The sequence below is a fragment of the Sphingobium sp. B7D2B genome (assembly GCF_025961895.1).
Taxonomy (GTDB): Bacteria; Pseudomonadota; Alphaproteobacteria; order Sphingomonadales; family Sphingomonadaceae; genus Sphingobium.
The window spans coordinates 2707557-2721330 of sequence record NZ_JAOQOM010000001.1 but is presented as its reverse complement, the minus strand read 5'-3'; the positions used below and the strand labels follow the sequence as shown (position 1 = coordinate 2721330).

General features: G+C 65.1%; 9 protein-coding genes and 1 pseudogene. 5 read left to right on the top strand and 5 right to left on the bottom strand.

Features of this window, described 5'->3' with window-relative positions; genetic code table 11:
* The first annotated feature begins 6 nt into the window (after window positions 1–6).
* The 4 genes from M2341_RS12590 (at window position 7) to ligD (ending at window position 5437) form a co-directional block, all read left to right on the top strand.
* Window positions 7–765 carry a prepilin peptidase gene (locus tag M2341_RS12590; RefSeq protein ID WP_264585474.1) on the top strand — a complete coding sequence of 253 codons (759 nt, stop codon included), beginning with the start codon at window positions 7–9 and terminating at the stop codon, window positions 763–765.
* 706 nt (window positions 766–1471) lie between these two features.
* Window positions 1472–2407 carry a Ku protein gene (locus tag M2341_RS12585; RefSeq protein ID WP_264585473.1) on the top strand — a complete coding sequence of 312 codons (936 nt, stop codon included), beginning with the start codon at window positions 1472–1474 and terminating at the stop codon, window positions 2405–2407.
* A 1-nt stretch (window position 2408) separates the two neighbouring features.
* Window positions 2409–2912 (top strand): MgtC/SapB family protein, encoded by a 504-nt coding sequence (locus tag M2341_RS12580; RefSeq protein WP_181560228.1) that lies wholly within the window; start codon window positions 2409–2411, stop codon window positions 2910–2912.
* A complete protein-coding gene (ligD, locus tag M2341_RS12575; RefSeq protein WP_264585472.1) occupies window positions 2912–5437 on the top strand; it encodes a DNA ligase D in 2526 nt (841 codons plus the stop codon). The genes M2341_RS12580 and ligD overlap by 1 nt, the downstream gene beginning before the upstream one ends.
* A gap of 102 nt (window positions 5438–5539) precedes the next feature.
* Here the strand turns inward: ligD and M2341_RS12570 are convergent, their stop codons facing one another.
* The 4 genes from M2341_RS12570 to M2341_RS12555 are packed head-to-tail and all read right to left on the bottom strand — an operon-like array spanning window position 5540 to window position 10254.
* Complete coding sequence (locus M2341_RS12570) at window positions 5540–6748, bottom strand: ABC transporter permease (RefSeq protein ID WP_264573295.1); 1209 nt, start codon at window positions 6746–6748, stop codon at window positions 5540–5542.
* Complete coding sequence (locus tag M2341_RS12565) at window positions 6748–7461, bottom strand: ABC transporter ATP-binding protein (RefSeq protein WP_264570898.1); 714 nt, start codon at window positions 7459–7461, stop codon at window positions 6748–6750. The genes M2341_RS12570 and M2341_RS12565 overlap by 1 nt, the downstream gene beginning before the upstream one ends.
* Window positions 7451–8797: an efflux RND transporter periplasmic adaptor subunit gene (locus tag M2341_RS12560; RefSeq protein ID WP_264585471.1), complete on the bottom strand. Its 1347-nt coding sequence runs from the start codon at window positions 8795–8797 to the stop codon at window positions 7451–7453. The genes M2341_RS12565 and M2341_RS12560 overlap by 11 nt, the downstream gene beginning before the upstream one ends.
* A gap of 14 nt (window positions 8798–8811) precedes the next feature.
* The gene (locus M2341_RS12555) at window positions 8812–10254 is read right to left on the bottom strand and encodes an efflux transporter outer membrane subunit (RefSeq protein ID WP_264575344.1); all 1443 of its coding nucleotides are present in this window, start codon (window positions 10252–10254) and stop codon (window positions 8812–8814) included.
* Between the two features lie 692 nt (window positions 10255–10946).
* Between M2341_RS12555 and M2341_RS16500 the strand changes: the two are divergent.
* Window positions 10947–11042, top strand: a pseudogene (locus tag M2341_RS16500) (PEPxxWA-CTERM sorting domain-containing protein); the annotation flags it as partial.
* Between the two features lie 58 nt (window positions 11043–11100).
* Here the strand turns inward: M2341_RS16500 and M2341_RS12545 are convergent.
* Complete coding sequence (locus M2341_RS12545; RefSeq protein ID WP_264585470.1) at window positions 11101–13716, bottom strand: glycosyl hydrolase 115 family protein; 2616 nt, start codon at window positions 13714–13716, stop codon at window positions 11101–11103.
* Between the last annotated feature and the right edge of the window lie 58 nt (window positions 13717–13774).

Here is a 13774-nt window from a genome sequence, read left to right as displayed (position 1 = left end):
CGCGTGATGCTGGGGGCCGATCTGTTGCGCGTGGCGCTGGGCTGCGGCCTTGGCCTCATCGCCGGCAGTTTTCTCGGCGCCATCGTCACCCGCTGGCCGCGTAGCGAATCGGTGATGCGCGGGCGCTCTGCCTGCGATGCCTGCGGGCGGACATTGGGCGCGATCGACCTCATTCCACTGCTCAGCGCCTTGCGGACGCGCGGGCGATGCCGGACCTGCGGGGCACGGATCGATCCGGCGCATATGATTACGGAACTGGGCGCAGCGCTGATCGGCGGCGTCTGCGCCTTGATGCTGCCGCTGCCCGCTGCCGCGCTGGTCGCGGTGGCGTTGTGGATCTTGCTGGCGCTGGCGGTGCTGGATGTGCGCCATTTCTGGTTGCCGGATGCCTTGACCTTACCGCTCGCGATCCTCGGTCTCACCCTGGGCGACTGGCTGGTGCCCGCGCCTTTTGCGGACCGCATGATCGGCGCCGCCGTCGGCTATATCGGCCTGTTCCTGCTGGCCATGAGCTACCGGCGACTGCGTGGACGTGATGGGCTGGGCTTGGGGGATGCCAAGCTGCTCGGCGCCATCGGAGCATGGCTCGGCTGGCAGCTGCTGCCTTTCGTGCTGCTGTTGGCCAGCATCGGCGGGCTGATCTGGGCCGTCATCCTGCGTCTGAACGGGCGGGCGCTGTCCGGCGACATGCGCTTGCCGTTCGGCACCTTCCTCTGCCTGGCTGCACCATTGGCAGCAGCATTGGCGTGGACCATAGCCCCATGACGGTTATGCGGTAGAGTTATGTGGACAAAGTCCGACCTGAAAGCATCCGCTTTGATCGGAGACAGGGAGAAGATGCAAGTCAGAAAAGGCTTGGGAAACGGGCATTGACACACCAATCAATCCATCCAAATCATGCCTTATGAAACACGCTAGTCTTGCTATTGGTGTTTGCTGCCTTGCAGCCTTGAGCACGTCATCATCTAGTGCGGCGCTAAAAGTTTGCCCAGCTCCGAGCAAGCATTGGGTGGGTGATAGGTGGGAAGCCCAGATGCACCAAGGAGCTAACATTATATCGCTCTCAAAAGCAGGGGCCCCTCGATGGAACGGATCGGCTATTGATTGGAAAACACTCGACAAATATCTTCTCGCCACGACAAAATTCCGCATGCAAGTTCTCACAGTTTTCCGTCCTTCGAAGTACGCGCAATGCAGCGCTAAAGTTCGGGTCAGAAAGATGATGGAAAGCCGTCTCCAATGTCGGAAGACACGGAGCGCTTGCGATGAAGCTCCTGGATGGTCTGGCGTAACCAAGCAGAAGGGCCCCACCATCTAACACCGGCCGCAATGTCGTCGTGTCCGGAAAGGCAGCTTCGGGGAAATGGAATGGGATAGCCGCCATTCTACCAACTTTGGAATTGTCGAAGCCACCTAGCGCTAAACGGGGAACCAACCACCGCGCCGCGGGGTTCATTCCCGGAGGTATCTCATGGCAGCGCGTGCATATTGGCGTGGGCAGATCAAGCTGGCGCTCGTTTCGATCCCCGTGGAAGTCTTTTCCGCCACGCGTTCGGGCGCCAAGATCGCCTTTCATCAGGTCCATGAGCCTAGCGGAAAGCGCATCCGCTATGAGAAGGTCGCACCCGGCGTGGGGCCGGTGGATCGCGACGAGATCATGAAGGGCTTCGAGATTTCCAAGGGGCAGTATGTGCTGCTCGACGATGAGGAAATCGAGGCGGTGAAGATCGAGAGCCGCAAGACGCTGGACCTCGTCCAGTTCGTCGACGCGAGCGAGATCGACGTGCTCTATTACGACAAGCCTTATTATGTCGTGCCGGCGGACGATCTGGCCGAGGAGGCCTATGTGGTGCTGCGCGATGCCCTGCGACAGGCGAAGAAGGTAGGCCTGGGCCAACTTTCCGTGCGCGGGCGCGAGCAGCTGGTTTCCATCAAGCCGTGCGGGCGCGGGCTGGTGATGGAGGTGCTGCGCTATGCCGACGAGGTGGTGAAGGCGCAGGGCTTCTTCCGCGACATTGGCGACACCAAGCCGGAGGCCGATCTGCTCGACCTCGCCACTGCGCTGATCGACAAGAAAAGCGCGCCGTTCCACCCGGCCGAATTTCAGGATCGCTACATTGAGGCGCTCGAGGGGCTGATCGAGAAAAAGCGCAAGGCGAAGGGCGGCAAGCGCATCCTCGAGGATGCTGAGGAAGCGAGCCGGCCCGGCGGCAGCAATGTCATCGATCTGATGGCTGCGCTCAAGAAGTCGGTTGGCGATGGTGGGGCTGCCAAGAAGGGCGGCACAACCAAGAGCGCGCCCGCCAAGAGCCGGGCAACCGCCAGCAAGAGCGCCAAGGCCCCGGCCTCGAAGGCGGCGGGAAGCCGAGCAACCGCATCACGGTCGAGTCGCCGCAAGAGCGCCTGACATGGATCTCAACCCCGGAACGCCGCTGCATTGGGTCGATGGGGAGGTGATGCTGCGGCTGGGTATCGCGGCCCTGCTGGGATTGGCTCTGGGGCTGGACCGGGAATTGCGCGGACACGCTGCCGGGCTCCGCACTCATGGGCTCATCTGCTTCAGCGCGGCGGTGATGACGGTGAGCTCGATCTCGCTCTATCGCCAGCTGGCGACCGGCCAGTCGGGCATGGATCCGCTGCGTATCTTTGAGGCAACGGGGACGTTCGTCGGCATCATTGCGGCAGGCCTCATCGTCTTCAGCAAGGGCGAGGTCCATAATCTCACCACTGCGGCGCACATCTGGCTGGCGACCGTGGTGGGCATTGCGTGCGGTGCGGCACAGTGGCCGCTGGTTTTGGTGGCGAGCATCGTGTCGGTTGTGATGCTGACCTTTCTGCGGCTGGTGGAGCGGCGCTGGATCGAGCCTCGCCTCGCAGAGAGGGCGTCCGACAAGGAAAAGGAGAAGAGCTGATGCCCCGCAAGAGCCCCCTTGCCGATTATGACGCCAAGCGCGATTTCACGCGGACGCCCGAGCCGGCTGGCAAGCAGGAGCGCAGCCCCGGCGGCAATCTGTTCATCGTGCAAAAGCATGATGCGACGCGGCTGCACTGGGATTTCCGGCTGGAAGTGGATGGCGTGCTCAAGAGCTGGGCGGTGACCAAGGGGCCGAGCGTGGACCCGGACGACAAGCGCCTCGCGGTGAGGACGGAGGATCATCCGCTCTCCTACGCGACGTTCGAGGGGATCATCCCCAAGGGTGAATATGGCGGCGGCACGGTGATGCTGTGGGACAAGGGAAGCTGGGCGCCGGTGGAAGGCAAGAGCGCCAAGGATATCGAGAAGGGCCACCTCCATTTCCGGCTGGAAGGCGAGCGGATGAAGGGCGAATGGCTGCTGGTGCGCATGAAGCCGCGCCCCGGCGAAAAGCGCGAGAACTGGCTGCTCCGCAAGATCGACGACGCCTTCGCCGGCAACGGCGACGTGCTGGTGGAGCAATCACTGACATCCGTGCTCACCGATCGCACCATGGCGGAGATCGCGGCGGATACGGCGGGCGCGCAGTCGCTGGCCGGCAAGAAGGGCAAGGCCTTCACCCAAGCGATGGAGGCCGCCGCCGCGCATAATGACAAGGCTGCCAAGAAGGCGGCGGCGCCAGCGCGCCGGGCGTCGAAAGCTCAGTCGAAAGCCAAGCGGCCGGATTTCCAGTCCGTGCAGCTGGCGACCCTGGTTGATGCGGTGCCAACGGGCAATGAGTGGATGCACGAGATCAAGTTCGATGGCTATCGTGCACTCGCAGCCGTCAACGGGGCGGATGTACGGCTCTTTACGCGCAGCGGCCTCGACTGGACGGACAAGTTTCAGCCCATTGCCGATGCCCTTGCCGCGCTGGATCTGCCGCCCGCGCTGATTGACGGCGAGATCGTGGCGCTGGGTAAGGGCGGCAATCCCGATTTCTCGACGTTGCAGGCCGCGTTGAAGGGTGAGGGCAAGGCGGCGCTGAGCTTTTTCGCCTTCGATCTGCTGAGCCTCGATGGCACGGAACTGAGCACCAGCTCGAACATCGAGCGCAAGGAGCGGCTGGAATCGCTGCTCCACGCGGCGCAGCCCCCGCTGCACGTTGCCGATCATGTCATTGGCGCGGGCGAAAAGCTGTTTGCCGCCATGTGCAAGGCGGGTGGCGAAGGGATCATCTCCAAGCGCATCGACGCGCCCTATCGCGGCGCGCGGACCCGCAACTGGCTCAAGGTCAAATGTACGCTGCGGCAGGAGTTCGTGCTGATCGGCTGGAGCCGCAGCAGCGCCAAGGGGCGTCCGTTTGCCTCGCTTCTGCTGGGCCAGCGAGAGGGGCAGGCGTTGGTCTACAAGGGCAAGGTCGGCACTGGCTTCGATGCGGCGACGATGGACGATCTCGCGGCTCGCTTCGCCACCCGCGCGCGCAAGACCCCGGCGGCTGAAGTGCCCCGGGCCGAGGCGCGCGGCGCCCAGTGGATCAAGCCGGACCTGGTTGCCGAGGTGGCCTTTGCGGAATTTACCGGCGACGGCCGAGTTCGGCATGGCAGCTTCCTGGGGCTGCGCAGCGACAAGGATGCGACCGCCGTGACGCCCGAAAAGAAAGCCCCCGCACCCAAGGCGAAGAGCGACGTGCCGATCTCCAACCGGGAGCGTGTGATTTTCCCCGAGAGCGGGCAGACCAAGGGCGATCTGGCCGATTATTATGCGGCGATCGCGCCGATCATGCTGCCTTTCGTGTCGGATCGGCCGATCAGCCTCGTGCGCTGCCCGCAGGGCCGGGCGAAGCAGTGCTTTTTCCAGAAGCATGATAGCGGTTCGTTCGGCGCCCATGTGCATCATGTGCCCATTCGCGAGAAGGATGGCGGCACGGAGGATTATCTCTACGTGCAGGATAGCGAGGGCCTGCTCGCCTGCGTGCAGATGGGGACCATCGAGTTTCACGGCTGGGCCGCGCGGGCCAGCGATGTCGAGCATCCTGACAAGATGATCTTCGATCTCGATCCCGATGAGGCGCTGGATTTCTCCGAGATCATCCGCGCGGCCCGGGATATCCGCCGGCGGCTGGAGGATATTGGGCTGGTCAGCTTCGCCATGCTGTCCGGCGGCAAGGGCGTGCATGTGATCGTGCCGCTCACGCCGGGGCATGATTGGGACACGCACAAGGATTTCTCGCATCGCTTCGCAGAGGCGATGAGCATGGCCGAGCCGGAGCGCTTCGTCGCCACGATGAGCAAGGCCAAGCGCAAGGGGCGCATCTTCATCGATTATCTGCGCAACCAGCGGGGCGGCACGGCGGTGGTGCCCTATTCCGCGCGCGCCCGTGCTGGCGCGCCGGTTGCGGTGCCGATCAGCTGGGAGGAGCTGGAGGATGCAAAGGATGCGCATCCATTCAGCATCGCGGATGCGGAGGCCTTAATCGAGCGGTCACGGGACAAGTCGCTGCGGGGCTGGGGATTGATGGCGCAGGGCTTGCCGGAATTGTGAGCCTTTGCCTGCCCGCTCGTGTCGAGCGAAGTCGAGACACGTTAGGACAGCGCTGGCGTGTCTCGACTACGCTCGACACGAACGGGGGGAGGATTAGACCCCCTATTCGTGCCGAAGCGCGTCGATGGGGTTCAGGGCCGCCGCCCGCCGGGCGGGGAAGAAGCCGAACACCACCCCGATCAGCGCGGAAATGCAGAAGGCGAAGACGTTGATCTGCGCGTCGAACGTCCACGGCACCTGCATCAAGGGCGTCGCCACGGCGATGGCGATCTGCGCCAACAGCAGGCCGATCGCGCCGCCGAGGCAGGAGAGCACCACTGCCTCCACAAGAAACTGCAGCAGCACCTCGCGCTGCACCGCGCCGATGGCGAGGCGAATGCCGATTTCGCGGGTCCGTTCCGTCACGGAGACGAGCATGATGTTCATGATGCCGATGCCGCCGACCACAAGGCTGATGCCCGCCACCGCCGCGACGATGCGGGTGAGCAGCGTCGTGGTGCCGGTCAGCGTGTCGGAAATCTGGCGGGTGTCGAAAATGTTGAAGTCATCTTCCTTGCCGCCGGTGATCTTCCGCCGGTCCCGCAGCAGGTCGGTGAGGGAGGCCTGCACCTGCTGGGTTGAATAGGCTTGATCGACGCCCACCATCAGCAGGCGGATATCCGTCGTCCCGGTAAAGCGCCGCTGCACGGCCTTGATCGGCATGATGACGACATCGTCCTGATCGCCGCCGAAGCCGGCCTGTCCGCGCGTGCTCAGCGTGCCGACGATGTCGCAGCTGACATCGCCAATGCGGAAGCGCTTGCCGATGGCATCGTCGCCCCGGAAGAGGTTGCGTTGCACGGTCGAGCCGATGATGCACACGGCCTTGCCGGCGGTTTCCTCCGCCGGGGTGAACATGCGCCCGGCACTTAGTGGCCAGGGCTGCACCTTGAAATAATCCATGGTCGTGCCGTTGATCGTCGTCGACCAGTTGGCGCCCTCATAGATCGCCGTCGCGCTGGCCTGCGCCTGCGGTGCGACCGCGGTAACGCCCGCCACCTGCTGCTGAATGGCCGTTACGTCCGAGGGTTCGAACTCAGGCGGACGCGGCCCGCCGCCCCCCCGGCCGAAGCCTTGGCCGGGGCGCACCTGCAGGATGTTGGTCCCAAGCGCCGCGATCTGCTGCTGCACGGCGGCTGTCGTTGCCTTGCCCAGCGTCACCATGGTCACGACCGCCGCCACGCCGATGATGATGCCCAGCGTCGTGAGGAATGAGCGCAGCTTGTGTCGCAGGATCGAGCGCAGCGCGAGGAGGAAGGTGGTGCCCAGCATCAGTGCATCGCCCTTTTGCCGGCGCCCTGTTCGATGCGATCGACCAGCCCGTCCTTGAAATGCACGATGGTGCGGGCGAACTCGGCCATGTCTGGCTCGTGCGTCACCATGAGGACGGTGATGCCCGCATCGCGATTGAGGCCGCTCAGCAGTTCCATGATCTCCACCGAGCGCTCGCTGTCGAGATTGCCAGTGGGCTCGTCGGCCAGCAGCACATCGGGATTGGTGACGATCGCGCGCGCGATGGCGACACGCTGTTGCTGGCCGCCGGAGAGTTCGGCGGGCGTGTGGTCCCACCATTTGTCCAGCCCGACCTTCTCAAGCGCGCTCATTGCCGCCTCTCGCCGGGCATCCTTGGCATCGCCGCGGTAGAGTAGCGGCAGCTCGACATTTTCGAGCGCCGTCGTGCGCGCGAGCAGGTTGAAGCCCTGAAAGACGAAGCCGAGATATTTGCGGCGCAGCAGTGCCCGCTGATCCCGGTCCAGCGTCTCGACATGCACGCCCTTGAACATGAAGGCGCCGGAGGTCGGCACATCGAGGCAGCCGAGGATGTTCATCGCCGTCGACTTGCCGGAGCCAGACGGGCCCATGACTGCCACGAAATCGCCCTGCGCCACGTCGAGGTCGACGCCCTTGAGCGCCTGGAACGCCGTCGCGCCCTCACCATAGACCTTGGTGATGCCGCGCAGGGAAATGAAGGCGTTATCGGCCACTGCTGGCGGCCCCGCTGAGCTGGCTGGTGATGACGTTCATGCCGGGCTTGAGGTCGCCGGAGAGCACTTCGGTATGGAAGCCGTCGGTGTCGCCGGTGGTGATCTGCACCGCTTTGGGCTTGCCGTCGTCGCCCAGCACATAGACCTGCTGCTGCGCGCCGCGGCCCACGGTGACGCTGCGGTCATTGCCGCCGCCTCTGCGGCGCGGCCCCATCGAGAGCGCGCCGGTGATGCCGGACTGCCCGCCGCCGGCCTGACTGCCGCCCTGCGCCTGCGGCGAGAAGCGCAGCGCCGCGTTGGGCACCAGCAGCACATCCTTCTTGTCGGACGTGACGATATCCGCCGTCGCGGTCATGCCGGGGCGCAGGTCGAGCTTCTCGTTATCGACGCTGAGGTCGGCGGCATAGGAGACGACCTGACCCGTGGTGCCGCTCGTGGACGTGCTCGACGTCGAGGATGCGCTGGCCGCGCTGGCCGAGAGATTGGAGCCGATGTCGACCCGTGTGATGACGGCCGGGAAGGTCCGCTCAGGGAAGGCATCCACGATGAACGTCGCCTTCTGGCCTTCCTTGACCGTGCCGACATCGGCTTCGTCAATGGCCACCTCCAGCTTCATCTTGGCGAGATCCTCGGCGATCACGAACAGGGTCGGCGTGTTGAACGAGGCCGCGACCGTCTGGCCGGGGTCGACCTGACGGGCGAGCACGACGCCCGCCACGGGCGAGCGGATGATCGCGCGGGCGCGCTGCGTCTGGTTCTGGGAGAGCGCGGCCTGGCTGGCGACGACATTGGCCTCGGCCACGCGCAGCGCGGCCTGCGCGCGCTGCACATTGGCGCGTCCGGTCTGCAGCTCGGTCTTTGAGGGGACACGTCCGCCGGAAAGTCGGGCGACCTCCTCCAGCCGGGCAAGTTGCGCCTGCGATTCGGAGAGGGTTGCCTTGGCCTGCGCCACCTGCGCCTGATTGGCGGCAAGCTGGGCGCGGCCCTGACGGATCTGATCCTCGATCTGCTCGGGGTCGATCTCGGCCAGCGGCTGGCCCTGCGTCACGCGGTCGTTCACGTCCACCAGTACGCGCACCACCAGTCCGGAGAGCTGCGAGCCGACCGTCACCTGATTGGTCGGCGCCAGCTTGCCGGTCGCCGAGACAGTGGTGACGAGGTGGCTGCGCTGCACCGGCGCGGTCACATAGCCGGGCGCCTCTGCGCTGCCGAAGAAGCGCCAGGCGAGCAGGATGAGCAGCAGCGCGCCGGCGACGATGGCGACCCATTTGAAATGGCGACGCCAGGCCGGCTGCGGCTTCACGCCGAGAAAATCATCGAGTTGCTGATCTGCCATGCTTGTGCTTCCAGTCATTGAGGCGCGGTCGGCGTGACGGTGGAATCCCACCCGCCACCCAGTGCGGTGTAAAGAGCGATCAGGGCGGTTGCCTTGTCGGCGCGGGCCTGCACCAGGCCGTTGCGGGCCGAGATGAGCGATGCTTCCTGCGTGTTGAGCGTGGTGAAGTCAGTGAGCCCCGTGCGATACTGGTCCCGCGCGAGCAAGGCGGAGGTGTTGGCCGCATCGAAGGCGATGGCGAACTGTCGTTCCCGCTCACCGGCGGTGCGCAGCGCAACCAGCGCGTTCTCGACATCTTCCAGCGCGGTCAGCACGGTCGACCGATAGCTGGCGAAGGCGCCTTCCGCACCCGCCTGCGCGGAGCGGATCTGGGCGCTGGTGCGGCCGCCATCGAAAATGAGCTGGCTGAGGCTCGCAAACAGGCTGCCGGTGATCGTATCGAGCACGCTGCCGATGCTGGTGGCGCCCGCGCTGAGGCTACCGCCGATGCTGAGTGCCGGGAAAAGCTGCGCGCGCGAGACGCCGATCTGCGCGGTAGTGGCGGCGAGGTTTCGCTCGGCGGCACGCACGTCGGGGCGCTGGCGCAGCACGTCGGCGGGGATGCCGGCAGCGATCTCCTCCGGTCCATGGGGGATCGGCTTGGGCGCTGCCAGCATCTCCTTGAGCGCGCCGGGTGCCTGCCCGGTCAACACGCCGATGCGGGAGACAGCGGCATTATACTGCTGCTCAATCTGTGGCACGCTGGCGGCAGTCTGTGCCCGGCTTGCCCGCGCCTGCTCGGCATCCAGCGAAGAAACCAGCCCGGCTTGCACGCGGAAGCCGGCGATCTCCAGATTATCGTCCTGAATCGCGAGGCTCGACCGGGCATTCTCGATCTGCGCCTGATAGGCGCGCGCCAGCACATAATTGCGCGCGACCTCGCTCTGCACCGAGAGCAGCACGGTCGCATAATCGAAGCCCGCGCCTTCATATTGCGCCCGGCTGGCCGCCACGGAGCTGCGCACGCCGCCGAAGAGATCGAGCTGGTAGCTGGCGTCCAGCCCCAGCGAAAAGCTGTCGGTGCCCCCATCGCCGACGGTCACGACCGAGCCATCCGGCAGCGTCGTTGCCCTGTCGCCGCCCCGCAGCGGCTCGGTCCGGCGGTAACCGGCCGAGCCACTGGCCGAGGGGAGAAGGCTCGAGCGGCTGACGACCAGCGCCTCGCGCGCCTGCCGCAGCCGCGCCGTCGCCTGTGCGAGGTCGAGGTTGGATTGCGCGGCCTGCTCCACCAACTGGCCCAGCACCGGATCATCGAAGCTCTGCCACCAGCGGGTCAGGTCCGCCCGGTCCGGCGTTGCCGGCACGGACCATTGATCGGGCACCCCCAGAGCCGAGGCGCTTTTCGGCTCATAAGCGGGAGCCATGGTGCAGGATGGCAACAGGACGATGCCCGATAGCAGCAGGAATGCGCGGTTCATGCCCGATGAATGGGTGAGCGCGCAATTTTCGTCCAGCCGCAAATTGTCACAAATTATACCGAACGGGTGGATTGCCGCTACGGAACGCTGCGCGAAGCGGCCTTATTCATTCCTTAAGATATTGATGGTTAAGGAAGTTGTTCGGTGAATGCGCGTCGATTATCATGGCTGCAACAGGGCCGGATCGTCGATAGCGACGCACCAGAACGTAGCCCGATCTTCTTCGAGAGAACAGCATGATGAACGTGAGGCTTGGCGCTGCGGCGCTCGCATTGTCTTTGGTGTCGGTCCCCGCTTTGGCGACCTCGACCATTACCGACGGGATCAACAACCCAGCAGGCCAGTGGGCCGGCATCGACTATTGGGGTGTCCAGGTCTCCCAATTCTCGACCGTGGACCAGACATTCACGTTCAATCTGCCGACCTACAGCAAGGTGGATCTGTTTCTGAGCGGTTCGCCGAAATTCCAGTTCACGGACATTTTGCTCAACGGCACGAGCATCGCCAGCAATCTGACGCCGGGCTGGTCCAACGCGCTGATCGGTTCCGGCTTTGCCGATGCCGGGTCGGTAACCCTGCAGTTCAAGGCGAACTACACCTGCCCCGATTGCTGGGGCGACTGGTTCGGCGGCTATGTGCAGGTAAGCGAGGCGGCCTATAATCCGCCTGTGACGCCGCCGGCCTCCAATCCCATTCCTGAGCCTGCGACCTGGGCGCTCATGCTCGGCGGCCTGGCACTGGTGGGTCTTATGATGCGCCGCCGCAAGGTGTCGGTCAGCTTCGGCTGACCGGTTTTGTCCGCGGCGAGGTGACGAGAGGGCCGGACTTCCGGCCCTTTTTCATGGGTCATGCCGGAGCAGGCGCGCGGCCCTCTCCGGTCGCTATGGTCAGCACCAGCTTTTCCAGCACGACATTGTCGTCCATCCGCCAGATGCTGATCCGGTGCCGCCCGGCCTCAACCGGGCCGAGATCGGCGGTCAGGCGTACGCTGTTGTCGATGACAGCCTCGGCCCAGCGCTGCTTGGCGGACGTGTCCTGCGCGCCGCCCGTCGGCTCCAGCACGGCCCGCAAGACCATGACTGGGGCATCGTCCAGAGACACGCCGAGCGCGACTCCGGCCTGTCCCATCGTATCCAGCGTGGGGACGAGATGGGCCGTGATTTGGCCGGTCCCGGCATGGGGAACGTTCAACTCATAATCGAGCGCGACCCCGTCGGCCGGCGTGGTCGCTGGTCTCCCTTGCGGCAGAGCCACCATCGCGCTGCCGCCCTGGCCGAGATGGGCGATGGGGGTCCAGCGCAGGCCCTTGGCATGGCGCGCGCGGGCGAATTCGCTCGCCGCGATCATGATGACGCGGGGGTCTGCAGGGCGATGCGTGACGAACACGGGCGCGCCTTTCGTGGTTCCATCGCCGACCCGTGAGATGCTGGGCATGCTCTGTTGGGTCGGCTGCTGCCAGATGACATAGCCGATGTGCACCTGCGCCATCATGCCATCCCACTTGCCACCGTTGAGCCTATGATAGTGCGCGGTCAGATCGGCATCGCGCTTGTAGCTCGTTTCCACCATCTCCGCGAAATAGTTGGCGCGCGGGTCATTGTCCTGCGCCAGCCGCTTGTTCCACGCCGCGCCATAATAGAGCCGGTACAGATTGGCCATCGCGCTGATCGGGTAGGCGAGGAGCTGATCGTAAGCATCGTGCTGCTCGGGGCGTAGCCGCGTCCGCGTGGCGAGCATCCGGCGTTCGAGCGCATCCCACTCAGCGACCAGCGCCCCGAACACGCCGCCGTCCAGCGCTCGCGGTGTGACGTCGCCCAGCGGGAAGCTGTCCTGATCGATCAGTTCGGGTTTTCGCCGCGCGGCATATTGGCTGTAGGCCGTCATCATCGCACCGATCGCCTCGGCCTGTTCGGGGCCGAACGTCGCCGCCGCCCAGCGCATCGGATAAGCGGCCAGCGCCTGCGGCGTCATGGCCTCGGGGTTCCAGGCCATCGCCAGGAAGAAGCTTAGCGGATATTCCATGGGCTTGATGTCACCCACATTGACGATCCACATCGCCCGGGCATCGCGCTGATAGGCGAGGTCCATCTGCTGCCAGACCTTCTCGATCTGGTTGGTGTTCAGCCACTTATAGTTGCGCGGCACACCCACATAATCGAAGTGATAATAGACGCCATAGCCGCCGCTGCGGGGTTTCGCGGTCGGATCGGGCAGGCGGCGGATCTGGCCCCAATTGTCGTCGGCGAAGAGCAGGATGACATCGTCGGGCACCTGCATGCCATGGTCGTAATAATCCTGCACTTCCTTGTAGAGCGCCCAGACCTGCGGGGTCTTGTCCGCGCTCTGGCCGGTCGCCTGCCCGATAATGGTGCGCTGGTCCGTCACGATCTGTTCGAGCAGCGGGATCGCGGTGCCTTCCGCCATCGCCTCATCGCCATCGCCGCGCATTCCGATGGTGACGACGGACTCATACCGCCTGCCTTTCCCTTTCGACATCATGCGGGCGATCCCGCCGCGCCAGAATTCGCGCAGGTTGTCGGCGTTGGTCGTGTAATCCCAGCGTCCGCCGGTCACGCCGCCCTGATGATTGCGGTGCCACTCGTCCTGCGCCCGGAGCATCGGCTCGTGGTGGGAATTGCCCATCACCACGCCCATTTCATCGGCAAGGATCATGTTCTGCGAGTCGTCGGCGGCGAAAGCGCGCGGCGCCCACATCGCCGGCCAGAGATAATTGCCCTTCAACCGCAGCAGCAGCTCGAAGACATGGGCGTACATCGCGGCGTTGAAGCCGCCGAACGTCTTTTCCGCCCAACTGCTCAGGCAGGGAGCCTCGTCGTTGATGAAGAACCCTCGGTAGCGCACCTTGGGCTGATCCCGCACCGGCTTGGCGGAGATCGACACATCCCGCCGCCGCGTGACCGGCACATCGGCAAACCAGTGCCACGGCGAGACGCCGATCTGCTCGGAGACATCATAGGTGCCGAACACGGCGCCGCGCCGATCCGACCCCACGATCACCAGCGCGCGCTCGATCCCCTCGGCCGGATGATCCACGACGATCCGTCGAAAGGCTTCCCAGGCCCCCGCGAGATCGCCCACGTCGATCTTTCCTGAAGCGATCAGACCGTCGATCAGCCGGCTTTGGCCCAGCACGCCGATGATGACAGCCACGCCGGAAGGCGTGCTCCCATGGCCCTTCGATACGCGCGCAGCCGTGCCGCACACCCGCCCAAGATCTTCCGCGAATCGCGTGGCGACATGCCCCACCGCACTGTCGGCCTCGCCATCGATTATCACCACAGCCGGCACGCCGCTGCGGATCAGCGGGAAGGGGGCTTGCGCTCCCAATCCCAGCGTCCCGGCGCGCGCGGCGAGCGGTGAACCGAGCAACGCGAGCGTTCCCGCAGCCGCGCCCCCCATCAGCCGTCGCCGCGTGACTCCGCTGGCCGCGCGCTCGCGCATGATCCACTCCCTTCACTTCGCCTGTCTGCGGCCCCTCAGCGCATCATCACGCGTTTTA